Source organism: Mammaliicoccus sp. F-M27, assembly GCF_022387115.1.
GTDB lineage: Bacteria > Bacillota > Bacilli > Staphylococcales > Staphylococcaceae > Mammaliicoccus > Mammaliicoccus vitulinus.
Genome location: NZ_JAJNIE010000009.1, coordinates 94,173 through 119,940, shown reverse-complemented (window position 1 = coordinate 119,940; position 25,768 = coordinate 94,173). Strand labels below are relative to the sequence as shown.

Sequence of the window (25,768 nt, the reverse complement as noted above, 5' to 3'; positions counted from 1 at the left end):
TCCATTAGAATTCACTTTGGATAGGGTGATTTTTTATATAATTCAATCATTTAAAATTTATATTATTTCATAATGCCTGCATCTTTAGGATGTACGCCATGTTTATAGTAATCTATTTCTTCTGGCTCTAAAGGTTTTTTACCTCTAATAATATCTGCCGCTTTTTCTGCTAACATCAGTACTGGCGAATGGATATTACCATTTGTTGTACGTGGCATTGCTGATGCGTCAACGACTCTTAAGTTTTCCATGCCGTGTACTTTCATTGTTTCTGGGTCAACAACAGCCATTGGGTCTGATGCTGGTCCCATTTTAGCACTACATGATGGGTGCAATGCTGTTTCTGCATCCTTCTTAACCCAATCTAAAATTTCTTCGTCTGTTTGGACTGAAGGCCCTGGAGATATTTCTCCGTCATTATATGGTGCTAAGGCTGGTTGAGTTAAGATGTTTCTTGCTACTTTGATCGCTTCAATCCACTCTTGTTCATCTTCTTTTGTAGATAAATAGTTAAAGCGAATTTTAGGTTTTACGAATGGGTCTTTTGATTTAATTTTCAAGCTACCTCTTGAGTTAGAGTACATAGGTCCAATATGAACTTGGAAACCATGTTTCGCATCTGCTTTTTGTCCGTCGTAACGTACTGCAAGCGGTAAGAAGTGGAACATGAGATTTGGATATTCTACGGTATCATTTGACCTAACAAATCCTCCACCTTCAAAATGGTTACTTGCTGCTGGTCCTTTACGACCAAATATCCATTGTAAACCAATGAAAGGCATTTTGAATTTGTTTAAACTTGGTTGTTCTGATACTGGTTTAGAAGATGCATGTTGAACATAAACTTCTAAATGATCTTCGAAGTTCTCACCTACACCTGGTAAATGTACGCGTGTTTCAATACCTAAAGAGTTTAAGTGTTCTGAATCACCAATACCTGAAAGTTGTAATAGTTGTGGGGTATTGAACGCACCACCAGATAAGATGACTTCTCCAGCTCCTACTGTATGTTTCTTACCATTTTTCTTAAATGTAACACCAGTTGCTTTTCTACCTTCGTAATTAATTTCTGTTACAAACGCTCTTGTTTGTACTGTTAAATTTTTACGTTTCATTGCTGGTCTTAAGTATGCAAGTGAAGCTGAAACTCTTCTACCATTATGAATTTGACTATCGAACGGTCCAAAACCTTCTTGTCTAAATCCGTTCACATCTGGTGTTTTATTGAAACCAGCTTGAACACCTGCATTAAAGAATGCTTGGAATAATGGATTCGTTGCAGGACCTCTTCTCAATTTGATTGGACCATTATGACCACGATATTGATCTGATTTATCTGCTCCAAAAGTTTTTTCTAGTTTTTTAAAGTATGGTAGACAATTTGCGAATTTCCATGTTTCCATGCCTTCAGGTGCTCCCCATCCTTCATAATCCATAGGGTTACCACGTTGATAAATCATACCATTGATTGAACTAGATCCACCTAATACTTTACCTCTTGCATGCGCTACTTTTCTACCGCCCATGTGAGGTTCTCCCTCAGTTTCATATTTCCAGTCATAGAATCGATTACCTGATGGAAACATAAGTGCTGCTGGCATTTGAATGAATAAATCCCAAGCATAGTCACTTCTGCCTGCTTCTAATACTAAAACGCTCTTATCTTTATCTTCACTTAAACGACTTCCTAATACTGAACCGGCACTTCCGCCACCGATAATTATATAATCATAAGATTTCTTCATCTTAATATCCTCCTACGCTTTCCATAATCATTGTTGTTTTTATTTACTAAACCAATTCACTGGTTCAGGATTTATATTTGTATAAATATGTTTAGAAATGATATATTCCTCTAAACCTTCTTTACCTAATTCTCTACCGATACCAGATTGTTTATATCCGCCCCATGGTGCTTGTGCAAAGTAAGGATGGAAATCATTAATCCAAACAGTACCCATCTTCAATTTATTTGCTACACGGTTTGCTTTAGCTAAATCTTGAGTAAATAAACCTCCAGCTAAACCATAAATTGAATCATTAGCTAGCTCGATTGCTTCTTGTTCTGTAGAGAAGCCTTCTATCGTTACAACTGGTCCGAATACTTCTTCTTGAACAATTCGCATTGAAGTATCACAGTTTGTAATGACTGTAGGTTCAAAGAAGAAACCATCTTGTAAATCTGCTCTATCTGGACGTTTACCACCAGCAGCAATTGTAGTACCTTCTTCTTTCGCAACTTCAATATATTTCTCAACTTTGGCACGATGCTCACCAGAGATAAGTGGACCCATTTCAGTTTCTTGATCGAAGCCATTGCCAATTTTAATTTTATTAACTCTATCCACTAATGCAGATTCAAATTGTGCTTTAATATCGTTGTGTACGATTATGCGTGAACCAGCTGAACAAACTTGACCGGCATGGAAATAACCACCATTTAAAGCTTGATCGACAGCTAATTCTAGATCCGCGTCATCAAAGATGATGTTAGGATTCTTACCGCCTAATTCAAGTGCAATGTTTGTCACGTTATCTGCTGCACGTTTCATAATATGCTTACCAGTTTCAATACCACCAGTAAATGAAACAAGGTCGACCTCTTTATGAGATGACAATACATCACCAACTTCTGAACCTTTACCTAGCACGAGGTTAATCACACCATTTGGAAAACCAACTTGCTCCATTAATTCAAATATACGAATTGTTGTTAGCGGTGTAATTTCACTTGGTTTCATAACGAGTGAACAACCTGTTACTAGGGCAGGCGCAATTTTCCATGAAGCTTGAAGTAATGGATAATTCCAAGGTGTGATTTGAGTAACAACACCAACAGGCTCCTTAACAACTTTACTTTCTGAATTAGGGATAGGTGATTCAATAATTTCACCACCGTCATTTCCTGCTAATCCAGCGAAATACATAAATACGTTATGAATATCATCCATATCTGCATAAGATTCTTCTAACGTTTTACCAGTATCTAACGTTTCAAGTTCAGCAAGCTCTTCTTTATGTTCTTTTATTAAATCTGCTATTGCTCTAACTTTTTGACTTCTATTCTCACTTGTCTCATGTGACCACTCACCTGTTTCAAATGACTTTCTTGCAGCCAAAACAGCTTGTTCGGCATCTTCTTTAGTACCTTCTGATACTGAAATTACAACTTCTTGATTATATGGATTCATAATTTCGCGAATCGCTTTATTAGAAGCTTCTACCCACTCACCATTTATAAATTGACGTCTAGATAAACGATCTATATATCTCATTTAAAATACCTCCGTTAACTTTGTTAAATTTTTATTTAACGAACTTTACAAACTTATGGTAGCATATAAATATAAACCCCGTCAAATCTTCAAAGTCTTTTTAAAACTTGTCTTTATACAAGTATTACTAATAGACATGTAGCGGAAAAGTCACTACAATGTATAGGAATTCGTGGTACAATTAAAGTAATTATTGGAGGTGTATGTAGTGGTACGTTCAGATAACTACAAAAAGCAATTAGACCAAGCTAAAGACATCGTAATTAATGGAATCGGAGAAACGATGGATTTATACGGTATCAACCGAAGCGTCGGTAATCTATATGGCACGATGGTGTTTGAAGGTAGTATGACACTAGATGAAATGCGCGAACAACTTCAAATGAGCAAGCCGAGCATGAGCGCTGGTGTTAAGAAACTACAAGAGTATGATATCGTCAAACAACAATTTACAAGAGGAAGCCGAAAGCAACATTTTATCGCTGAGAAAGACTTCTTTATATTCTTTAATAACTTCTTCTCTAGAAAATGGGATCGTGAAATTTCTATTAATATGGATTCTGTAAAAGACGCAGAAGTATTGCTACAAAAAATTATAGATGCAGATGACGTCGATGAAGAAACTAAAGAAGAAGCCATTATTATTTATACACAGTTAGAAGACTATAAAGTTTATTACGAATGGTTATCGAATATTAGTAATGCCATTAAAACAGGCGATATATATAAATATTTCCCTATACCAGAACGTAGAAATCAATAAAAAACATCATACTCAAAAAATAAACATCTCATTTCTAGAAGGCTGTCTAGAGATGAGATGTTTTTTTGAGTCTTCGTGCGATTTGGCTGGGTTTTATCGGAATCGCACAATATCTTCCGAGTCTTGCAACATAGAGCATGTACTTAAAAGAACAAACGAAAATATTTAAGAAAAATAAATATTCCTTACGATTTTGCAAAGTGCTGACGCCTGAGGGAATAGTATGCGTGAGAGACTACAGGCTCGAACCATGCCCCTAGGCAAGCATGCACTTTCAAAATCGTAAGATTTTATAACATAAAAAAGGTCTTTTCTCTAGGCGATAGCCTAATGAAGAGACCTTTTATTTTAAGAACAGCTTTTTATAAATATTGCTTTTCTTTTAAGTATGACACGATTTTATTGACTGATTCTTCAATGCTTTCGTGTTCTGTATCTATAACAATCTCCGGATTAGATGGTTCTTCATAAGGAGCGTTAATGCCAGTGAATTCTTTAATCTCACCATTTCTTGCTTTTTTATAAAGTCCTTTAGGATCTCTTGTCTCACATTCGTCTAAGCTACATTTTGTAAATACTTCGATGAATTCTCCGTCTTCAAGAATGTTTCTTACGATGTTACGGTCTTCTTCATACGGTGAAATAAATGCTGTCATCGTAACAACACCAGCATCTACCATAAGTTTACCTACTTCACCTATACGTCGAATGTTTTCTTTTCTATCTTCTGGACTAAATCCAAGATTTTGATTTAATCCATGACGAATATTATCGCCATCTAAACGATATGATGTGATTTGTTGTTCAAATAATGCTTTTTCTAAAGCAACTGAAATTGTTGATTTCCCTGATCCAGACAAACCTGTAAACCAAATAACGACGCTTTTATGGCCGTTTCTTTCTTGTCGTTGTTCTTTTGTTACTTCTGAATCGTGCCATGTGATATTTGTTGACGCGCTCATTGTTTCACTCCTAAAGAAATTAGTTTTGTTTTAAGCCTTTAATTAATACATCTGCCACTTCTGGTCTAGAGAATTCTTTTGGTAATTGCTCACCGTTACGCAATTTTTCTCTTACTTTTGTTCCGCTTAAATGTACATGCTTGGATTTATCATGTGGACATGTTTTGGCAGTTGTCATGTTTTCACAAACTGTACAGAAAAATGCATGTTCAAATTTAAAGATTTGAATATCGATTTCATCTTCATATTGAGCAATCAATTCTTGTGCATCATAAGTGCCATAATAATCACCTACACCTGCATGGTCACGACCGACAATAAAGTGCGTACAACCATAGTTTTTACGTACTAGTGCATGTAAAATCGCTTCACGTGGGCCAGCATATCTCATAGCTGCAGGATATATTACAAGTCTCGCTCTTTCTTCAGGATAATAATGTTTTAAGATGACTTGATAACTTTCCATTCTAATTTCTGCTGAAATATCATCAGACTTTGTTTCACCTACAAGTGGATTTAACAGTAAACCATCTACTGATTCAAGTGCTATTTTTTGAATATATTCATGAGCTCGGTGAACAGGATTTCTTGTTTGGAAACCAACGACTGTTTTCCATCCTAACTCTTTAAATAATTCACGCGTTTCACTAGGATCTAAATGGAAATCACTAAATTCATCATGCTTAGGACGGTCTACTAGTTGAATAGGACCTGCAAGATATATATTGCCTTTTTCATAAACACGTTTCACACCAGGATGATCGACATCTGTTGTGCCATAAACATTTTGAGCTTCTTTTGATTTATCATAAGTATATTTTTCTTCAAGGTTTAACACACCATATAGATGATCATCTTCACCATATAAAGCGATGCTTGAACCTATTTCAAAGTTGTTTGCTTCTTCTTCTGTAACTGGCAATGTAATTGGAATACTCCATACTAAGCCATTTTCTAGGCGTACATTCTCTACTACACTCACGTAATCTTTCTCACCTAAAAATCCTGTTAACGGACTGAAACCACCAATTGCGATAAGTTCTAAATCCGATAAACTCCAAGGATTTAATGTTAACTTAGGAAACGATTGCGCTTCTTCAATTAATTGTTCTCTTTCTTGACCTTTAACTTGACGATTGATCAATTCGCCACCATGAGGCTTGATCGTTTCTTTAGTCTTTTGAGTTGTTGATACCATCAATGTTCACTCCTATTAATTAATTTGGTCTACTTCTTTTGATTTTTGATTTTGAATGTTGAAAGGAAATTTATTATGTTGGTAAAGTGTAAATAAGACGAGACCTAACCAAGCAACGATAATACCAATTTTCACTATGTTGATTGTTGCTTCATTGCTTACAAAGTTACCTAATAATACACTGCTATTTGTAAATATGATTAGTCCGCCTACAAGTACTGCAAGCACATATACTGGTAAAGTTTTCACTAACCAAGCTGAGAATGGCGCTGCAACTACACCACCAAAAGCTAATGCCACAACGAGTAGTAAGTTAATTTGACTCCATCCAAGGAAAATAATAAACCCTAACGAAGTAGAAATTGTTACAAAAAATTCACTCGCTGAAACAGTACCAATCACATATCTCGGCTCAATTTTATTTTGAGATAGCAATAGAGGTGTGTTAACTGGACCCCAGCCTCCTCCACCTATTGCATCTAAAAATCCTGCAATAGCGCCTTGAGGAACAAGGACAAATCCAGATAACTTACCACTGTTTAATTTATTGTTTTGTTGTTTTTTAAACACAAATTGATAAATAATATAAACACCCATCGTTAATAAAAATATGGCTATAAATGGTTTTATAAAATCACTATGTAGGTTACTAAGCACACCCGCACCTATAAACCCTGTAATTGCACCTGGTAAAGCAAGTTTTAAAATGATAGATTTATCTACGTTTTTAAACTTTAAATGTGATATACCAGACGCTGCTGTCGTTGCAACTTCAGAAAAATGAATTGTTGCAGATGCGATTGCTGGGGCAACACCAAATGTTAATAATAGTGAAGATGAAGTTGCGCCAAATCCCATCCCGAGAGAACCATCAATTAATTGAGCTAAAAATCCCACAATTGCAAATATCGTTAGTTTTCGCATATGCTACTCCTCTCTTGCCCTCTTTTTAGGTTGTCGTTTTAACCAATTTGTTAATTTCTCTTGTTCATCTTCATCAAAATATTGATCAGATAAAATGGATTCTAACAATTGATTCTTTTTTGCTTTTTCTAGGTCTAATGATTTAATGATTATGCGACATTCATATAAGAAATCTACATATTCTGCATAATCAATAGGATATTGCTTATCTAAATCATTCAAAATATTACTAACTAACTTCGGACTTGCACCAGTTGAAGTTACGCTTATTTGTAATTTCCCTCGTTTTAATGTCCCAGGAAATATAACGTTGCCACCTTGTGCATCTCCGACCATATTGATCAGACTATGAATAGGGGCTGACTTTTTAATAACATCATTTACCTCTTCTTGATTTGTAGCAGAAATAATAAGTTCAGCATTATCCAAATCCTTTGATTCGAAAGATTTTTTATACCATATTATTTTTTCATCAAGATAAAGTTGATATAAATTGGCTGTCAGGTCTGGGCTGATGACGTGAATCGTTGCATCACTATCGAGCAAGGCTTTCACTCTTCGTTCAGCAATTTTTCCACCGCCGATGACTTTAATCTGCTTATTTGTTAAATCAATATTGAGAGGAACATATGCCAATTTAGATCACCCTTTAATCATATATTCAGACTTTTTGAGTAGTAAGTGTTTCAAGTACACGGTCTTTCAATGCTTCTTGTATAGAAGGATGATGACCTAAATGTTCACATACGATAATGTCACTTTTCGTATTATGTTCTTTAACCGTTTTCTCTATATGGCGTTCTAAAACGCCAGTGAACCAGAGATAAGGTGCTATAAATATTTGAGAATGTTCTGCTTGTAACGCTCTTTGTAGCGCATCTTCGAAGGAAGGCTCACATGCAGCTAAATAACAAACTTCTACATTTTCAAATTCAGTCGTTTCGTTTAATGCATTACCAATAGCTGATATATCTATTTGAGTTTGAGGATTATAACTTCCTCTTCCTACAACAAGCAATTTCACATCTTCTTTAAGTGAAACATTCGTTTCTTCAATGCGCGCTTTAAGAATAGCTGTTAATCTTGGTTGAACACCTAAAGGCTCTCCATAAGTAAATGTAACTTCTGGATATGATTTCTTTATTTCGTCAATTTCATTAGGTATATCTTTAAAATAATGACCTGCGCTGAGCAATAATACTGGTATAACAGATATTTCAGTAGCACCTTTGTCTATTAATTTTTTTACACCTTGCTGAATATCAGGTTGTGCTAACTCTAAGAAGCAAATTTCTTGTAGTGGAATATCTATTTTCTTTTTAACGGATTCAATAAAAGAAATAGCCTCATCTGTCGCCTCTTTAATTCTGCTACCATGACTGACATATAATACGCCTATCATTGTATCCCTCCAGTATTAATAAATAAGTTGTGGAACATGTTGTTCGTCTGCTACTTCCTCAAACCAACTCATCTTTTCTCTTAGTTTTACAACTTCTCCTATGACGATCATTGCAGGATTTTTTATATGTTTAGATTTCGTTATAATATCATCTAAAGTTCCAGTAACCGTTACTTGATGATTTGATGTGCCGCAATGTATTAATGCAACAGGTGTATCAGAACTTCTACCATGTTTTACTAACAATCGTTTAATTTCTGGCAGCTTTTTGACACCCATATAAATACAAAGCGTTTCAGGACCTAAAGCTAAATGTTTCCAATATTCATCTTCATCAACCGAATCTTTCATTACACCTGTAATAAAAGCAACTGACGAACTGTAATCTCTATGAGTTACAGGAATTCCGGCATAAGCTGGTGCTGCAACACCAGCTGTAATACCTGGAACAACTTCAAATTGGATGTCATAATTTTTTAATGTTTCTGCTTCTTCACCGCCACGACCGAATATGAAGGGATCTCCACCTTTTAGTCGTGTAACGGTATAACCTTCTAAAGATAATTTCACAAGTAACTCATTAATTTCATCTTGTGTTAATGAGTGATTGTCAGGGCTTTTTCCGCAGTAAATCATTTTTGTATCTTCAGTCGCATAATCAAGCAACGCTTTATTAACGAGTCGATCGTAAAGAATGACGTTAGACTGTTTAATTGCTTTAATACCTTTAACTGTTATTAGATCTGGATCGCCCGGTCCAGCACCAACCAAGAATACTTTGCCCATTCTTTCACCCCATTTTTTGATTAACTATGAAAGTCTTGTCCTGAATGCACTTCTTTAATAATGCCTTTACGGATAACATAGTCTCCAAAGTGTTCTCCATCATTTTTTTCTTTACCGTATTGAATAAGAATTGGTTTTAAACTTTCTAAAATTTCATCTTCACCAATATTTTCTTTATATAGTTTGTTTAGACGGTCTCCTGTGAATCCACCACCAAGATACATGTTGTATTTACCTGGTGCTTTACCGATAAATGCAATTTCAGCTAATGCTGGTCTCGCACATCCGTTAGGACAACCTGTCATACGAATTGTAATTTCTTCTTCGTTTAAGCCCGCTTCATCTAAAAGACCTTCAATTTTATTAATAAGTGTAGGTAAATAACGTTCAGATTCAGCCATTGCTAAACCACAAGTAGGGAAAGCTACACAAGCCATTGAATTTCTTCTAAGTCCTGTATAATGTTCGCCGTCTGTAATATTATATTTATCTATAATTTTTTGAATTTCATTCTTTTTACTTTTGTCTACATTAGCAATAATTAAGTTTTGGTTAGGAGTTAAACGGAAATCTCCAGTGTGAATTTCAGCAATTTCTCTTAAAGCTGTTTTTAGCTTGTAGTCTTGTGTATCTTTCACACGACCATTTTGTATAAATAGTGTAAAGTGCCATTTGCCACTACCTTCAGTCCAACCGTAACGATCTCCATTATGTTTAAACTCAAATGGTCTTGGCTCTTCAATTTCCCAACCAAGTCTTGAATTCAACTCTTCACGAATCCAATCCACGCCTAGTCGATCAACTGTATATTTGAATCGAGCATTTGCTCTATTCTCTCTATTACCATGATCTCTTTGAATTGTTAAAATCTTTTCACAAACATCAATTGCTTCTTCTTTAGGGAAGTAACCAAGCATTCTACCTACTTGAGGGTATGTCTTAGTATTACCATGTTTCATACCCATACCACCGCCGACAGTGACATTGAACCCAACTAATTGGCCATCTTCAATAATTGAAATAAGTCCAATATCTTGTGAGTAAACATCGATATCATTTGAAGGTGGTACAGCGATACCGATTTTAAATTTTCTAGGTAAATAAGTTCTACCATACATCGGTTCTACTTCTTCTTTAGTATCAATAATTTTTTCGTCGTCTAGCCAAATTTCATGATACGCGCCTGTTTGTGGAGATAAGTGATCACTAATATCAGTAGCAAGTTGATCGACTTCTTTATGAACGCCTGATTGATACGGATTCGGGTTACACATAACATTTCTGTTTACATCACCACATGCTGCAAGTGAATCCATCACTGCATGATGAATACTTTGCATAGAACTCTTTAAGTTTCTTTTTAAAATGCCGTGGAATTGAAATGCTTGTCTTGTCGTTAATTTGATTGTGTCGTTTGCATATTCTGTAGAAATATCATCCATTGCAATCCATTGATCAGCTGTTGCAGTACCACCCGGCACTCTAACTCTAATCATGAAGCTATAAGCTGGTTCTAGCTTTTGCTTACGACGTTCGTCACGGATGTCTCTATCATCTTGCATGTAGCTTCCGTGGAATTTAAGCAATTTCGTATCATCTTCAGCTATCGCGCCAGTGATTTCATCTGCTAAACCTTCTTTAATTGTTCCTCTTAAATAATTACTTCTATTTTTAATGTGTTCCAGTTCATCTAATTTTTCGGATAAATTAGTTTGAGTGCTCACAATAATGCCCCCTCTTAATAAATATCTCTTTGATATCTTCTGTCTTTTTTCAATTGAGTTAAAAATTCTTCTGCTTCTTCTTCGTTATAATGGCCCTCTTTTTGAATGACATTCAAAATGGATTGATGCACATCTTTAGCCATGTGCTTTTCATCTCCACAAACGTATATAGCAGCGCCTTCTTGAATCCATTGATAAAATTCTTTACCATTTTCTTCGATTCTATGTTGTACGTATACTTTTTCTTCTGAATCTCTAGAGAAAGCAACGCTCAATTTATCAAGCACACCATCTTTCAACCAGCCTTGCCATTCTGTTTGATATAAAAAGTCTGTTGTAAAATGTTGTTCTCCAAAGAACAACCATGCTTTATTATTAAGTTCTAGTTCTTCTTTTTCTTGAATATAAGATCTGAATGGTGCTACACCTGTACCAGGACCAATCATGATAACTGGTGTTTCATTTGTTTTAGGGAACTTAAAGTTCGGGTTCTTTTTCAAGTAAATAGGTACTGTGTCTCCCGGCTCTAATCGTTCAGCGAATTGAACTGAACAAACACCTTTTCTATCTCTATCATTTGCATGATATCTAACGGCACCAATTGTAAGATGTACTTCATCTTGTGTCGCTTGGTAACTACTCGCAATTGAATATTCTCGAGCTGGTAATTTTCTTAAAATTTGATGTAACGCATCTGGCTGTAAATCTTCTGGTGGGAAATCATTGAGTAAATCAATTAAATCTCTACCTTCAACGTATCCGTATATCCATCTGTCTTTTTTAACTTTTTCGGATAACACACCATTCCCAAAAATATTAGCTGCTTTCGTAACAATTGGTTTTGTAAGTTTTGTAATTTCAAAATGGTTTGTAAGTGCATCACGAAGACTTAACGTATCGCCTGCATCATTAATAGGAACACTTTCATCTGGATCCCAAACAAGTGTTTCAATTAATTCTGATACTACTTCCGGATCATTTTTAGGGAATATACCAATACAATCTCCCGGTTCAAAGGAATCATTGAAACCTTCTAAAGATAGCTCAATGTGTCTGACTTCTTTATTTGAACCTCTACCATTTAAGTTAATGTTCTCAAGTATTTCAGCTTCGTAAGGATTAGTTCTAGAATACGTTTGAGTAGCCGATATATCTTCTGAATCAATTTTAACTGGCTCATCAGATTCATGAACTGATGTTTGTCCAATTGAATTCAAGATGTCTTCCATCCATTTTTCAGCTGGTTCATCAAAATCTAAGTCACAATCAACTCTAGGATGTAATCTCTCAGCTCCTAGTTCTTCTAGTCTCTTATCAAAATCTTTACCCGTCTGACAGAAGAATTCATATGACTCATCTCCTAGAGCTAAGACAGAATATCTTAAGTCATTTAACTTAGGTGCCTTACGACTATGTAAAAACTCATGGAAAGTAATGGCATTATCAGGTGGATCACCTTCACCATGAGTTGCAGTAATGATAAATAAATCTTCTACTTTCTTTAAATCTTTCGTTTTGAAATCTTCCATACATGCAAGATTAACGTTAAATTCTTTTTCTTTTAGTTTACTTTCTAACGTTTCAGCTATTCCTTGAGCATTTCCTGTTTCAGAACCAAACAATATTGTAATGTCTCTCGTTTTTGGTTTTGGTTCATTACTCACTGCTACAGTTGGTTCAACAACTGACACGCTTGATTGATTACTTTGGGCAGCTGCCGCTATTAAATAACCACTAAACCAAACTTTCTGTTCTTTTGTAAGCGTTGAAAGTACTTGATTTAATTTTTCTGACTGTTCTTGATTAAATGGGCTGTTTGTTACTGTTAATTCCAAAAATGTCACCTCATCCTGTCCAATTTTTAAATTACACAATTTTACTATTCTTATTGGAATAGTATGTTTTATACTAAAAAAAGATTATTAAAATCTTTTAATTAGATCATTTACTTAGGTTTATTATTCGCTGTATGCAGTCCACATTCAGTCTTGTTGAAATTCGTCCATCTTCCTTCACGTGAATCCCCTGAAGACGAAACTTGTGATGTACAAGGTATGCACCCGATACTAGGATAATTGGAATCATGCAATTCGTTATAAGTTAAATCATGACGTTCCATATAAGCCCATACATCATCCCAAGTCCAATAAATTAAAGGACAAACTTTTATAGCTTTAAATCTTTCATCCTTATTAATGAAATCTGTGTTTTGTCTACTTGGAGATTGTTCTCTTCTTAATCCTGAAACCCAAGCTGTCGCACCAGATAATACTTCTTCTAACGGTTTAATCTTTCTTATATAACAACATTGATTTGGATCACTCGTCCACAAAGCTGGTTCATATTGATCAGCTTGCTGTTCCAATGTTAAATCCGGCTTTTTTAATTCGATATTCAATGAAGGATATCTTTCTTTAACACGATCAATTAAGTCATAAGTTTCTTGAAAGTGTAAATCCGTGTCTAAAAATACGATTTTCGCATCTTTTTTAACTTTTGATATTAAATCTATCAAAATCATACCTTCTGCCCCGAAACTACAAGAATATACTATAGAATCTCCGTAATGTTCATATGCCCATTTAATTATTTGATATGCACCTTTCGTTTCATCGTCAATATCAATATCTTTAAAAGGATCAGTGTCAAAACGTTCATAAGTTAACACTTCTGCCATGATATATAACGTCCTCCTTATGCTTATTTCTCTCCTTTTTCTGTCTAAAATTTCATCGATTTAACGGAAATTATTTTAAACAGATTAGAATACTAAGAAATAATAAATTATGATGATTAGCATACCCGATACACAGTATGATGTCAACTGTTCTTTTTTAATTTTCAGTCAATTCAATATAAAAAAATGCCCGTAATTTCTTCTCAAAAATTACGAACATTTTTTAAACAATCTATAAATTATCGTCTTCTTTTTTCTCTCGAACTTGGACGATTCTTAATGAACGTCGTTCTACTTCTTTGAGCCTGTCTGCTCGTTCTTCTAATTTAATCCGATCTTCATTTAATGTTCGTATAAATGAGATCATCATCATAACAAATATAACTGTTAACGGTACACTCGCTAAAATAGAAGCAGTCTTTAAAACATCCAATGCTTGTTCTCCGCCTACTAACATTAAAGAGAATGGTAATAAACATAAAGCAAAGGCCCAGAATAAGCGATTTGCTTTTAATGGTTCATCAATCACTTCTTTTTGAGTTGCTGCAGCTAATATATATGAACCCGAATCAAATGTAGTAGCTAAATATAAGAATGCTGAGATTAAGAACAAGACAATCATCACTTTCGGGAATGGTAATTGATGCATTACTTCTATAATAGTAGCTTCTGCACTATGTTGGTTTAAAAATTGAATAACATCAAACTGTCCTGAAATTTGTAAAAAGACAGCATAGTTTCCGAAAATACCAAAGAATAATACACAACCTAAAGTCCCATATATAATTGTTCCTAATATCACTTCTTTTAAAGTACGCCCTTTTGAAATTCTAGCGATAAACAGACCTATAAATGGGGCGTATACTAACCACCATGACCAGTAGAATATCGTCCAGTCTTGGGGGAAATTGGTTTCTTTTCTGTTTCCAATTCCACCAAACGGTTCTAACCAAGTTGCCATTTGGAAGAAGTTCTTAAGCATATTACCAAATCCAGTTACAGTAGTTTCCATTATAAATACTGTCGGACCAACAATCAGTATGATACCCAAAATTAAGAACGTTAGCCAAACATTAATGTCACTTAATTTTTGTATACCTTTTTTCAATCCTGTATATGAGCTAAATGCAAATATAACTGTGATGATGATTAATATGATACTTCGCATGACCATACTTTCACCGTCGAGTCCTGTTAGTCGTTCAACACCTGCTGAAATCATTGGTACACCGAGTGCTAAAGATGTTGCTGCACCACCAAGCAAACCAAAAATAAACAGAATATCTACAACTTTACCAGCAAACTTGTCAGTTTGCCCTTTTAAAATTGGTCTACAAGCTTGGCTGATTTTATAAATCGGTTTTTTCTTAACAAATACTAAGTATCCAATAGGTAATGCAGGTAACACATAAATAGCCCATGCAATCGGTCCCCAATGGAACATGCCATACATTGTTGCATATTGGAGTGCTTCATCTGTCATACCTTTCGCACCATATGGCGGCACTTGATAGTAAAACGCCCACTCTATTACACCCCAGTATAGAATATCGGAACCTATACCTGCACAAAACAGCATAGATATCCAACTAAAATTATTAAACTCAGGCTTATCACTCGCTTTGCCTAGAGTAACGTTTCCATATTTACCAAACGCTATGTATAATACAAACGCAAATACAATCAAGCCAAGTAATAAATACCATGGACCTAATGAATTTGAGATCATGTCATTAAGGCTTGTTATAACTTCTTGACTAGCTTTTGGGAATACCATCATCGGTATAACTGCTACAAGCAATACAGCGACCGTCCCGTAAAATGTCCACCAGTCCATTACTTTATGTTTCTTCACTTCTGAACACTCCTCGTTGTCGATTAATGTACATCGTCAATATAATCACTATTAATGAACACGATGATTTAAATCACAATAAAGACACTATAGTTTTTTCAATAATAATGCAAATTACATACAATGAAGAATGTCACTTGTTATGAATAAATATATATAAACAAGTATTTAAAATCTTTACAAATATTGCTATAACGGTTGCGTTAAGTTATTATTTAACAAACATTATAAATCTTACATACTTTTATTTCGTATTATTATACATAATTAATGAATAAAAATTTATATTAAAATTATGGATTTCTCTATGATTTTTCACAAAAAATTAGAAGTTATAGTGATTTTACACCATAACTTCTTTTATAATTCACTATTATTAACAATTTAAATATAAGTCATCATTAAGTAGAGAAAAGGTAACAAAATTGCGCTTAACACTGCAGTTAATATCATACCAATTGTACTAAACGCGCCTGCTTGCAAGTTAGTCTCTAATGCTTTCGCTGTACCAAATGCGTGGGATGCATTCCCATACGTTAAACCTTTCGCTAAATCACTTTTAAACCTAGCTTTACTTATATAGAAATTACCTAGAATACTACCTATTAAACCCGTAGCAATAATTAACATAACGGTTATCGTATCTGTTCCACCCATTTGATGTGAAACTTCTATACCTACTGCAGCCGTCATCGATCTTGGCAATACGGTAACAATAGTCGAACTAGGGTAGCCCATTACATAAAGGGCGCCATATATCACAATAAAATTAACCATAATACCCGTTAATACGCTAGAAATGATAATTTTAAAGTTCGCGACAATTAATTTTCTGTATTTATATAAAGGGAACGCTAAGCTCACAACCGAACAATCTAAAAATTGATGTATCCAAGAGCCACCTGTCATATAGTCTGTATAGTTGAATCCTAGAATAAGCAATACGCTCACTATCATGATTGAAGATATGAGCGCAGGATTAAGCATAGGATGGTTATATTTAAGTTGTAATTTCTTAGCGATTATAAAACATCCAAGTGTTAACAATATCATTGTAATTGTTTTTATAATCATGATGCATTCTCCTTATTCGCTTTATTTATATTTAAAATCTTTTCACAAACATAACCAGATGACAGCGCAACTAAACTCGTCGTTATAATCAATAACACAACCATAATGATGTAGCTTGGTCCAATTTGATCTGCGATATCCATTACACCAACAATAGAAGGTACAAAAAATAGAATCATAACATTAATCAATTTATTAGCGCCAACTTCAATCCAATGCTCAGGCAAAATACCCGTTAATAGCAAGAAAAACAGAAATGCGAGGCCAACAATACTTCCAGCAATCGGTATATGCAGTATTTCTTGTAGCCATTTTCCAATTTGCGTAATCACATATATGAGAGATACTTGGAATAGTATCTTAATAAATAGTTTCATCATTTAAACACAACCTTTTATAAATCGTTATAGACATCATTATAGGGGCATTTGAACTATTAATAAAATACATATTATCGATATAAACTATTCCGTTTTGGAATACATAGAAAAAATCAGAAATATAAAAATCACCCAATCCGAAAATGTATCCAACGGATTGGGTGATTTATTATAAGAAAGGGAATGATCTCCCAAGCTGCTTATTTCTTTTTTAGTGATTCTTTTAAAAATATTATCCATTCATTTGTAACGTTGTTCACGTATGCACCTTTTTTCCAAATGAGTCCTAGATGCCAATATATTTTCTCACCTTTAAGTTCAATCATTCTAACATCATTACTCATTTGCTCTGCTATGCTTCGAGGGACTATTGAAAGTCCTAGTCCCCTCTCTATCATATTGCTTATAAAAGTCAGCTGTGATATTTTCGCTACAGTTTTTGGATAGAAACCTTCTTTACGACAATTTTCTATAATCATATCTCTTAAATAATAATCATCATGAAATAGTACAAATTCCTCATCTCTCAGTTCGCTAATAGCAACTTGTGCTCTTTGAGCGAACTTATGTGATTTGTAAACGACTAAAAACAACTCTTCTTTATACAAAGGCATACTATTATATTTAGAAGAGTCTACGGGTAATGTTGTTACACCAATATCCACTTCATCTTTATTGATATAGTGTTCTACCGCTTTCCCGCCACCTTCAGTCACTTCATATGTAACATTCGAGTATTTCTTATGAAAATTTTCCAGACTATCTGTAATGAGATCCACTTTTATCATCGGTGATAAGCCTAATCTGATATGTCCTCGTTGAACTTCAAATATATCATTGAGTTCTAATGTTAAATGATCAAATAACGTTAAAAATTCTACTGCTTTATCATAAAATACTTCTCCCGTATCTGTCAGTTTAATATGTTTTTGAGAACGGTCAAAAAGCGTTACATCAAATTCATTCTCAAGATTTTTAACAGCTTTACTTATTGTTGATTGCGCTACAAACAAATAATCTGCAGCTTGTGTCATACCACCATTTCTAACGATTTCCACAAAATACTTCAACTGTTTAAATTCCAATTATGACACCTCTTTTCATGGATTTCGTTTCGAATTTAAAGTGAGCATATAAATACGATAATAATAATGATAGGTATGATATATCTCATTAAGAATTTCCATAATTTAAACCATTTTAAAGATAGTTGATTACCCATTTGGAATTCTTTTTTCACGATTGCTTGATCCATTCTAAATGAGATGAATACCGCTATGAGCAAACATCCAATCGGTAGAAGTATATTACTTACTAAATAATCTGTTGCATCGAATATAGATTTACCGAATATAGATACATCTGCAAGCACACCATATGATAATGAAGATGGTATACATGCAATAAATGTTAACAAGCCTATTATCCATACAATTTTAGTTCTAGATCTTTTACCTTCTTTTTCTAATGCCGAAATAATGATTTCGAATTGACTGAAAGATGATGTCAATGTTGCAAATAAGAATAACAGTAAAAATAAAGTTAAGAATATTGAACCGAATGCCATTTGACTAAACACATTTGGTAGTACTATGAATAATAAACCGGGTCCTTCAGTCGGTTCCAATGAAAATGCATATACGACTGGGAAAATAGCCATACCAGCTAAGATTGAAACGACGATATTCATAGCCGATACGGTCGCAGCTGATGTAGGTAAGCTTTCCTTTTTACTCAAATAAGAACTGTAAGTAACCATACATGAAAAGCCTACTGCTAACGAGAAGAATGACTGTCCAAGTGCATACAATACACCTTCTGCTGAAAAATCTTCAAAATTAAAACTAAAGAAAAAAGATAATCCTTCAGATGCACCTTCTAAAGTAACTGCTCTTATAACAAGTATGATAAAGAAAATAAATAGTAAAGGCATTAAAATATTATTCGCACGTTCAATTCCTTTTTTAATACCAAAATTCAAGACGATGACGTTCATTAAGATAAACACGAATACACCGATGAGCACTGTGAAAGGTTGTCCGATAATCTGTTCGAATATTTGACCGTAATTTGCATCATCAGAAATAATGTTCCCCGTTAAACCTAATAGCGTATAGATCGTTATCCATCCACCAACTACACTGTAGAAAGATAGTAATAAGAAACATCCAACGACACCCAGTCTACCCGTTATTCTCCAAGGTGATTTAGGTGCCAATGAATCATAAGCAGCAACCGCTTCTTTACTCGTAGAACGTCCAATTATAAATTCTGATATTAACATTGGTAATCCTATAAATAGCGTAAATATAACAAACAACAGTAAGAAAGCACCGCCGCCGAATTGACCAGCAACATATGGGAATTTCCATATTGCCCCAATACCGATTGCAGCACCAGCAGATGCCATAATAAATCCTAATTTAGACGACCATTGATCTCTTATTTTTTCCACGTTATCACTCCATTCTTGTCACTTAACCCTTTATTGAAGTATAACTTATAATTGTAGACTACACAGTAAGAAATTTATGATTATGCGTTTACATATATTCATATTTAAACTTACAAATAAAAACTGCCACAAAGTTAACCTTTGCAGCAGATAATGAACATGATATTTAAAGTTCTTTTTTTCCAAACTTCATTTTAAATGGTGCATATAAGAGCGCTAATATGAGTACTAACCCTAAATAGCCAATTAGCGGATAGAAAATGGCAACTAAATCTGTAAATCCTACAAAGCTTAAGCCTAATCCAACGATTACAGATACCGTATAGAATATTTTGAAAGGTGTTGAACCGACAAATGTAAATCTAGAAGCAAACGCATAAAACATGCCTAGTCCTGTATTAAATATCATGCCGAATATAACAATCGCCATGAGGACACCTAATATAGGAGATATTTCATTGACAATACCTAACATAGGCATATCGAGATCTCCTACTGTATCGATTTTAGTGAAAATAGCTAAATGACTTAATATAATCATTAAACCTAAAGCAATACCACCGATTAAACCACCAATACTAGCGATTTTAGAATCTTTTTCAGCACCACCCATGACAATCGCCATTGATGCACCTACCGCAGTATTAAATGACGCATAGTTAATACCTGCTATAAACCAGTTTGGCAATGGTGATGAATGTGCCACTGATAATTTATTTAATTCAGCAAACGATGTATCTACAGTGAAGAAACTATACACTGAAATGATGACGATAAAGACAATAAGAAATGGTGTTATGTTCCCTATTACTTTAACTACACCTTCAACTTTTAACATACCTGCAAAAAGAATAAGGACAGTCATAATTAAAGTACCGATAATAGGTGCGATACCAAATTGTTGGCTTAAATTTGAACCTGCACCTGCCAACATTACGACACCTACACCAAATAGTGTGAAGATAATAACTAAATCAATAATCCATCCTACGATAACGCCAATAATGGATCTTCCAGTTATTTTATGTATGACTTCTTTATGTGAATCTGTCTTCATTTTACTTCCGAGCCAAACAAGCATCATACCTACATAAGCAAACAATGCTGTTGTTATGATAGCTCCAAATATTCCCATAATGCCGAAGCTTGTGAAATATTGTAGCACTTCTTGACCAGATGCAAATCCAGCACCTACTATTACACCTATAAAAGCACATGCTATCAAAATAATTCTCTTCATAAAACTCACTCTCCCCTTATGTACACTATATCAAATTTCAGGGTTAATTTTTTAAATATTAAATTATTTTTTATAATTTTTATTTATGAATAGAAAATATTTGCAATCGTTTTCATTTTGTGAATTAAAAAGCTTCTTATTATCCGATTTCTCATTCCAAAACCTTATGTCATATTAGTGGAATTCCCTAATATTGAGAACTTTTTTTATATACTATAATTAAGCTAAAATATATGACTATTTCAAAAGGAGGCATTCAAATGATTACTAAAGAACGTCATGTTGCAGATGTCGTAACAGATATCCCAAAATCTGCTGATATTTTCCGGAAATATGGTACTGATTTTTGTTGTGGAGGTGATGTATCAATAGAACATGCAACTTCTAATAACAAAAATGTTGATTTAGAAACGCTTTTAAGCCAATTAAATAGCATTACCCAAACTGATCATACTGGAAATATCGATATAAAATATTTAAGCGCACCATCGTTAATGCAATATATACAATCTCGCTATCACGAAACTTTAAGAGAAGAGTTCAAGAATCTTACACCTTATGTTACTAAACTAGCTAAAGTACACGGTCCTAATCATTCATATTTACTAGAATTAAAAGATTTATATACTAAACTGAAACAAACACTTTTACAACATATTGAAGACGAAGATCAACATTCTTTTCCAAAACTAATTGAAGCGTCCTCAGGCAACTACACAGATAACCTTTCTGAAACCATCATGTCACTTATTGATGACCACGAAGAAGCTGGACAAATATTGAAGGAAATTCGTTCAATCACTAATGACTATCAACCTCCATTAGAAGCATGCGGCACATGGAGACTCGTATATCAACGATTAGAGAAATTAGAACACGATACACACGAACATGTACATTTAGAAAATCACGTACTGTTCAAAAAATACCAACACCTGTTATAGGTTCTAAAAACGAGCGTTTCTTAGATGCGATAAAAATAAACACAAACTCAAAAATGATTTTTATTTTTTGAGTTTGTGTTTATTTTTTGCAGAATGAGTGTTTTTGTTAAATCAGCTATACTTTTTTTATAAAAAAGCATTTATGTTCTTTAGACATAATGATATATAATATGGATAAAAAAAACAGGAGGTCGATATATGGAACCTATCACTTACTTCCAAGCGATTGATAATCGTATAGAAGAACATGAAACAACTAAAGAAATTTATACTCAGTTAAAAGGAGAAGAAGGAGAAAGAATCGTTAAATCAATCTTAGATCAAGGACTTAAATTAAATTATGAATACAATCTCAGACTAGATATTAAAAATAAAGTTCAAATTGATTTTCTAGTTGTAGATGATGAAAAAATGATCAATCTAGAAATTAAACACTATCATGGCGACTACTATATTGTTGATAATCAAATGAAAAATAGCTACGGAAACATATTCCCAACACCTTTTCAGCAGATGAGGAGGGCAGAATATGAACTCGAAATGATGAAATCCAAACTTCATATCAACCGTGAAATCGAATCATATCTCATCTTTACCAATCCCACTTTTACAATTCACACAGAAATCCCAAATCGAAATCAAGTGTTACTCCCAACAGAACTACACAAAATCCCAAAGTTATTTAAAAATTATAAAACTCACGAAAATAAATCTATATTGAATAAAATCAAAACTCTGCAACAAGATTCTTCACAAATCTATCCTAAAAGCTTAATCCCATTCGCTAAAATAACCCCAGGTTTAAGATGTCCCCACTGTAGAAAAGTAGGACATATAAACATAGACGAACGCATGAGACACGGGCAATGTATGTATTGTTCAACAACCACTACAAGACAATCACTATATTTAGAAAACTTGAAAGAATTATACGTATTGAAAAATGAGCCATTTACATTGAAAGAAGCGGAAGCCTGGTGTGGAGGGAATAGATATGCAATAAACACTTTAAAAAAGAAGGTCGTCATACATTTCATTATTATCTATGACTCATCCATTGATTAGGTAATGTCTTGGATTAACTTTGGACTTAAACAATCAAAAGTGTACATTATTAAATTATCATTTCCAGACTTCGGCTATGTCTTGGATTAACTTCGGAATTAACTCACGACTTTGGCTATGTCTTGGATTAACTCAAGACTTAACTCACGACTTCGGCTATGTCTTGGATCAACTTCAGACTTAACTCACGACTTAGGCACCAAGACCAAGTCATCTCAAACTAAAAACCACAGCTTCAGCGAGTTTTGAAACAAGCTGAAGCTGTGGTTTTGTTATGCCCACCAAATATTATCTAGTGATTCATTTATGTTGACTGTCTGAAGGTTGTGGGCTGCTTTTTGGAATCCTTCTTCGACTGACATAATTGGATCTTCGTGTTCTATACTTACGACATAGTCATATCCATTAATTCTTAATGCGCTTATTATATCTCCCCATACTTGCGGGCTATGTCCATAACCGACTGTTCTAAACGTCCATGCTCTTGATTGGACTGAACTATACGGTTGCATATCTGTTAATCCATACATGTTGACATTTTCTTGATCGATATAAGTATCTTTCGCATGGAAGTGATGAATTGCATCGGCTTTGCCTAATATTTTAATTGCTGCTATTGGATCTATGCCTTGCCACCAAAGATGACTCGGGTCTAAGTTTGCACCTATTGCATCATTTGTTGCTTCTCTTAGTTTCAGCAACGTATATGGTGTGTGCACTGAGAATCCTGCATGTAATTCAATACCTATTTTAACATTGTGGTCTTTAGCAAACTGAGCCGCTTCTTTCCAATATGGGATTAATTTTTCTTCCCATTGCCATTCTAGAATTTCAGAATATGCTGTTGGCCAAGGTGTTACAGGCCAGTTAGGATGCTTTGAATCTTCATCTGATCCTGGTATCCCTGAAAAAGTGTTTACTACTGGTACACCTAATATTGAACCTAATTTGACCGTTTTAATAAATGTTTCATGTGCTTGTTTAGCATGCTCTTTATTAGGTGATACGGGATTGTCATGGCAACTAAACGCACTAATTTCCAAACCTCTTTGTGTGATGGCATCCATAAATGCTGATCTTTTGTCTTCATTTTCTAATAATTCATCTAAATTACAAAAATGATTTCCTGGGTTACCACCTGTTCCTATTTCGACCATTTTTAAACCAGAATTCGCTACATGATCTAACATTTCTTCAAATGTTTTATCTTGAAAAAGCACTGTAAATACACCAATTTTCATATGTAACACCCCTTAGAAATTTGTTAATATTTTATTCTTACACTTCTGCCTTCTTCACTACTTTGATAAATCGCATCTATTAATGAACTTACACGCTGAGCTTCTTCCGGCTTCACAATTAAATCTTCTAAACCTAAACAACTATTAACGAAATTTAAAGCTTGTCTTTGTGCTGCCTCGTCTTCATTATGTTCGGCATATGCTTGTTCATTAAAGAACGTTCCAAATCGAGGTTGATATATTTCAAATGGATACACATTGAGACCACCTTCAACTCCGGACATGCTTAAATGAATTTTATCTTCTTTAATATTCGCCGACCATGAACATTCAAACTGCATCGTTGAACCATCATCAAAAGTTATAAAAGTAGAAACATGGTCATCTACTTCAAATGTTTCATGGTTAAAAGCACCCCAGTCATTTATTTGGTTTGGTGTTTTGCTTAAACGGTTATAAGTCTTACCTAACACTTCTACTGGTTGGGCATTATTTTGTAGCCACATAGCAAGATCTAATAAATGACATCCATAATCTATAAGGCTTCCTCCACCTTGAAGTTCTTTGTTTGTAAAGACACCCCAACCTGGTACTTTACGTCTGCGCAACGCTTGTACCCTTGTTACAAGTGGATCTCCAACAACACCTTCTTCAATTGCACGATGAGCAGTAATAGCCGCATCTGTAAAACGATAATGATATCCAATTGCTAATAACTTACCAGATTTTTTCGACGCTTCTATCATGGCATCACATTCTTCTCGATTCATCGCCATTGGTTTTTCACAAAATACATGCACACCCGCATTTAAAGCTGCAATGCTGATTTCAGCATGAAATTTATTCGGTGTGCATATAACAACCGCATCCACTTCACTAAACATTTCTTCATATTCAGTAAAAACATTCGAAATATGAAATTGAGATGCTACTTTCTGAGATAACGCCTCATTAATATCTTGCACACCTACTATTTCTACTAAGTGATTTAATTTTTGAAAAGCTGGTATATGCCTATTTTGTGCGATTCCACCAACACCAATGACACCTAGTTTGAGTTTATTCATAATTGAAGTCTCCTATTTTATTTTTCACTAATTTCTTCTAGTGGTTGAGCGTTGCCATATTGATGTTTCGGTGTGTTTCGATTGCGTGCCCACTCAACAGCATTTTTAATAACTTGCTGGATTTGCTCATTATAATAAGTAGGATAACTTTCATGTCCTGGTCTAAAGTAGAAAATCTTACCATTGCCCCGTTTAAATGTCGCACCACTTCTAAAGATTTCTCCTCCTTCAAACCAACTTATAAATACTGTTTCATCAGGTGCAGGAATATCGAAATGTTCACCATACATTTCTTCTTTTTCGAGCTCAATGTACGAATCTAAACCTTCTGTAATAGGATGTGTTGGATCAACTACCCAAAGTCTTTCTCTGTCGTCAGCTTCACGCCATTTCAAATCACACGTTGTACCCATTAAACTTTTGAATATTTTCGAAAAATGACCTGAATGCAACACAATAAGTCCCATACCATCTAGTACACGTTGCTTAACTTTAGCTACAATTTCATCTTTTACTTCATCATGTGCTTTATGTCCCCACCAAATTAAGACATCTGTATGCGCTAATACTTCATCCGTTAAACCGTGTTCAGCTTCATCTAATGTTGCAGTTTTAACTTTATAATCCTTACTTAAAAAACCTGCTATAACATTGTGAATACCATCAGGGTAGACAGCTTTAATTGCTTCACTTTCTACTTCATGTCTAAATTCGTTCCATACTGTTATGTTCATAT

Annotated in this window: 23 protein-coding genes; 3 read left to right on the top strand and 20 right to left on the bottom strand. The window is 34.3% G+C overall.

Annotation, left to right across the window (positions count from 1 at the left end; genetic code table 11):
- Positions 1-62: 62 nt before the first annotated feature.
- Both betA and betB read right to left on the bottom strand, forming a co-directional pair.
- Positions 63-1,745, bottom strand: a complete 1,683-nt coding sequence (gene betA, locus LQ598_RS09955; RefSeq protein WP_103322355.1) for a choline dehydrogenase — start codon at positions 1,743-1,745, stop codon at positions 63-65.
- 39 nt (positions 1,746-1,784) lie between these two features.
- The gene (betB, locus tag LQ598_RS09950) at positions 1,785-3,275 is read right to left on the bottom strand and encodes a betaine-aldehyde dehydrogenase (RefSeq protein WP_239745470.1); all 1,491 of its coding nucleotides are present in this window, start codon (positions 3,273-3,275) and stop codon (positions 1,785-1,787) included.
- Positions 3,276-3,483: 208 nt separating this feature from the next.
- On the opposite strand from betB, the gene cudC reads away from it, so the two are divergent.
- Complete coding sequence (gene cudC, locus LQ598_RS09945) at positions 3,484-4,038, top strand: choline uptake/conversion transcriptional regulator CudC (RefSeq protein ID WP_107536656.1); 555 nt, start codon at positions 3,484-3,486, stop codon at positions 4,036-4,038.
- 362 nt (positions 4,039-4,400) lie between these two features.
- Here the strand turns inward: cudC and cysC are convergent, their stop codons facing one another.
- From cysC to LQ598_RS09870, 15 genes are all read right to left on the bottom strand, one after another.
- Positions 4,401-5,000 (bottom strand): adenylyl-sulfate kinase, encoded by a 600-nt coding sequence (cysC, locus tag LQ598_RS09940; protein ID WP_016912017.1) that lies wholly within the window; start codon positions 4,998-5,000, stop codon positions 4,401-4,403.
- A 19-nt stretch (positions 5,001-5,019) separates the two neighbouring features.
- Positions 5,020-6,198: a sulfate adenylyltransferase gene (sat, locus tag LQ598_RS09935; RefSeq protein WP_107536654.1), complete on the bottom strand. Its 1,179-nt coding sequence runs from the start codon at positions 6,196-6,198 to the stop codon at positions 5,020-5,022.
- Between the two features lie 15 nt (positions 6,199-6,213).
- Entirely contained in the window at positions 6,214-7,122 is a 909-nt protein-coding gene (locus LQ598_RS09930) for a sulfite exporter TauE/SafE family protein (RefSeq protein ID WP_107536653.1), read from the bottom strand.
- Positions 7,123-7,125: 3 nt separating this feature from the next.
- Complete coding sequence (locus LQ598_RS09925; RefSeq protein WP_107592774.1) at positions 7,126-7,758, bottom strand: NAD(P)-binding protein; 633 nt, start codon at positions 7,756-7,758, stop codon at positions 7,126-7,128.
- 25 nt (positions 7,759-7,783) lie between these two features.
- Complete coding sequence (locus LQ598_RS09920) at positions 7,784-8,524, bottom strand: sirohydrochlorin chelatase (RefSeq protein ID WP_107592775.1); 741 nt, start codon at positions 8,522-8,524, stop codon at positions 7,784-7,786.
- A gap of 15 nt (positions 8,525-8,539) precedes the next feature.
- Positions 8,540-9,310 (bottom strand): uroporphyrinogen-III C-methyltransferase, encoded by a 771-nt coding sequence (gene cobA / locus LQ598_RS09915; protein ID WP_016912022.1) that lies wholly within the window; start codon positions 9,308-9,310, stop codon positions 8,540-8,542.
- A gap of 20 nt (positions 9,311-9,330) precedes the next feature.
- Entirely contained in the window at positions 9,331-11,034 is a 1,704-nt protein-coding gene (locus LQ598_RS09910) for an NADPH-dependent assimilatory sulfite reductase hemoprotein subunit (protein ID WP_371868275.1), read from the bottom strand.
- 14 nt (positions 11,035-11,048) lie between these two features.
- Positions 11,049-12,869 (bottom strand): assimilatory sulfite reductase (NADPH) flavoprotein subunit, encoded by a 1,821-nt coding sequence (locus tag LQ598_RS09905; protein WP_016912024.1) that lies wholly within the window; start codon positions 12,867-12,869, stop codon positions 11,049-11,051.
- A 110-nt stretch (positions 12,870-12,979) separates the two neighbouring features.
- On the bottom strand, positions 12,980-13,711 hold the full coding sequence (locus LQ598_RS09900) for a phosphoadenylyl-sulfate reductase (RefSeq protein ID WP_107536649.1): 732 nt from the start codon (positions 13,709-13,711) through the stop codon (positions 12,980-12,982).
- A 232-nt stretch (positions 13,712-13,943) separates the two neighbouring features.
- Positions 13,944-15,566, bottom strand: coding sequence for a BCCT family transporter (locus LQ598_RS09895; protein ID WP_107536648.1), 1,623 nt, complete (start codon positions 15,564-15,566; stop codon positions 13,944-13,946).
- Between the two features lie 384 nt (positions 15,567-15,950).
- On the bottom strand, positions 15,951-16,640 hold the full coding sequence (locus tag LQ598_RS09890) for an LrgB family protein (RefSeq protein ID WP_016912027.1): 690 nt from the start codon (positions 16,638-16,640) through the stop codon (positions 15,951-15,953).
- On the bottom strand, positions 16,637-17,020 hold the full coding sequence (locus tag LQ598_RS09885; protein ID WP_107556540.1) for a CidA/LrgA family protein: 384 nt from the start codon (positions 17,018-17,020) through the stop codon (positions 16,637-16,639). Before LQ598_RS09885 ends, LQ598_RS09890 begins: the two co-directional genes overlap by 4 nt.
- A 200-nt stretch (positions 17,021-17,220) precedes the next feature.
- Positions 17,221-18,105: a LysR family transcriptional regulator gene (locus LQ598_RS09880; RefSeq protein WP_103323653.1), complete on the bottom strand. Its 885-nt coding sequence runs from the start codon at positions 18,103-18,105 to the stop codon at positions 17,221-17,223.
- Between the two features lie 35 nt (positions 18,106-18,140).
- On the bottom strand, positions 18,141-19,475 hold the full coding sequence (locus LQ598_RS09875; RefSeq protein WP_016912030.1) for a sodium-dependent transporter: 1,335 nt from the start codon (positions 19,473-19,475) through the stop codon (positions 18,141-18,143).
- Between the two features lie 166 nt (positions 19,476-19,641).
- The gene (locus LQ598_RS09870) at positions 19,642-20,715 is read right to left on the bottom strand and encodes a YkvI family membrane protein (RefSeq protein WP_107536835.1); all 1,074 of its coding nucleotides are present in this window, start codon (positions 20,713-20,715) and stop codon (positions 19,642-19,644) included.
- A gap of 260 nt (positions 20,716-20,975) precedes the next feature.
- On the opposite strand from LQ598_RS09870, the gene scdA reads away from it, so the two are divergent.
- Together scdA and LQ598_RS09860 are read left to right on the top strand one after the other, a co-directional pair.
- On the top strand, positions 20,976-21,659 hold the full coding sequence (scdA, locus tag LQ598_RS09865) for an iron-sulfur cluster repair di-iron protein ScdA (protein WP_239745468.1): 684 nt from the start codon (positions 20,976-20,978) through the stop codon (positions 21,657-21,659).
- 198 nt (positions 21,660-21,857) lie between these two features.
- Positions 21,858-22,724, top strand: coding sequence for a nuclease-related domain-containing protein (locus LQ598_RS09860; RefSeq protein WP_239745466.1), 867 nt, complete (start codon positions 21,858-21,860; stop codon positions 22,722-22,724).
- A gap of 272 nt (positions 22,725-22,996) precedes the next feature.
- On the opposite strand, the gene LQ598_RS09855 is transcribed toward LQ598_RS09860, so the two are convergent.
- Genes LQ598_RS09855 through LQ598_RS09845 form a run of 3 tightly spaced genes read right to left on the bottom strand, consistent with a single transcriptional unit; the run spans position 22,997 to position 25,766 of the window.
- Positions 22,997-23,965 (bottom strand): sugar phosphate isomerase/epimerase family protein, encoded by a 969-nt coding sequence (locus LQ598_RS09855; protein ID WP_107536833.1) that lies wholly within the window; start codon positions 23,963-23,965, stop codon positions 22,997-22,999.
- Between the two features lie 23 nt (positions 23,966-23,988).
- Entirely contained in the window at positions 23,989-25,032 is a 1,044-nt protein-coding gene (locus LQ598_RS09850) for a Gfo/Idh/MocA family protein (RefSeq protein ID WP_107536832.1), read from the bottom strand.
- 17 nt (positions 25,033-25,049) lie between these two features.
- The gene (locus LQ598_RS09845) at positions 25,050-25,766 is read right to left on the bottom strand and encodes a ThuA domain-containing protein (protein WP_107536831.1); all 717 of its coding nucleotides are present in this window, start codon (positions 25,764-25,766) and stop codon (positions 25,050-25,052) included.
- Positions 25,767-25,768: the final 2 nt, after the last annotated feature.

Bases quoted from the DNA above. Each gene is read 5' to 3' on its own strand.
- LQ598_RS09890 (WP_016912027.1), bottom strand. From the start codon at position 16,640: ATGATTATAAAAACAATTACAATGATATTGTTAACACTTGGATGTTTT.
- cobA (WP_016912022.1), bottom strand. From the start codon at position 9,310: ATGGGCAAAGTATTCTTGGTTGGTGCTGGACCGGGCGATCCAGATCTA.
- LQ598_RS09870 (WP_107536835.1), bottom strand. From the start codon at position 20,715: ATGAAGAGAATTATTTTGATAGCATGTGCTTTTATAGGTGTAATAGTA.
- sat (WP_107536654.1), bottom strand. From the start codon at position 6,198: ATGGTATCAACAACTCAAAAGACTAAAGAAACGATCAAGCCTCATGGT.
- scdA (WP_239745468.1), top strand. From the start codon at position 20,976: ATGATTACTAAAGAACGTCATGTTGCAGATGTCGTAACAGATATCCCA.
- LQ598_RS09845 (WP_107536831.1), bottom strand. From the start codon at position 25,766: ATGAACATAACAGTATGGAACGAATTTAGACATGAAGTAGAAAGTGAA.
- cysC (WP_016912017.1), bottom strand. From the start codon at position 5,000: ATGAGCGCGTCAACAAATATCACATGGCACGATTCAGAAGTAACAAAA.
- LQ598_RS09860 (WP_239745466.1), top strand. From the start codon at position 21,858: ATGGAACCTATCACTTACTTCCAAGCGATTGATAATCGTATAGAAGAA.
- LQ598_RS09930 (WP_107536653.1), bottom strand. From the start codon at position 7,122: ATGCGAAAACTAACGATATTTGCAATTGTGGGATTTTTAGCTCAATTA.
- LQ598_RS09885 (WP_107556540.1), bottom strand. From the start codon at position 17,020: ATGATGAAACTATTTATTAAGATACTATTCCAAGTATCTCTCATATAT.
- LQ598_RS09900 (WP_107536649.1), bottom strand. From the start codon at position 13,711: ATGGCAGAAGTGTTAACTTATGAACGTTTTGACACTGATCCTTTTAAA.
- betB (WP_239745470.1), bottom strand. From the start codon at position 3,275: ATGAGATATATAGATCGTTTATCTAGACGTCAATTTATAAATGGTGAG.
- LQ598_RS09850 (WP_107536832.1), bottom strand. From the start codon at position 25,032: ATGAATAAACTCAAACTAGGTGTCATTGGTGTTGGTGGAATCGCACAA.
- betA (WP_103322355.1), bottom strand. From the start codon at position 1,745: ATGAAGAAATCTTATGATTATATAATTATCGGTGGCGGAAGTGCCGGT.
- LQ598_RS09855 (WP_107536833.1), bottom strand. From the start codon at position 23,965: ATGAAAATTGGTGTATTTACAGTGCTTTTTCAAGATAAAACATTTGAA.
- LQ598_RS09920 (WP_107592775.1), bottom strand. From the start codon at position 8,524: ATGATAGGCGTATTATATGTCAGTCATGGTAGCAGAATTAAAGAGGCG.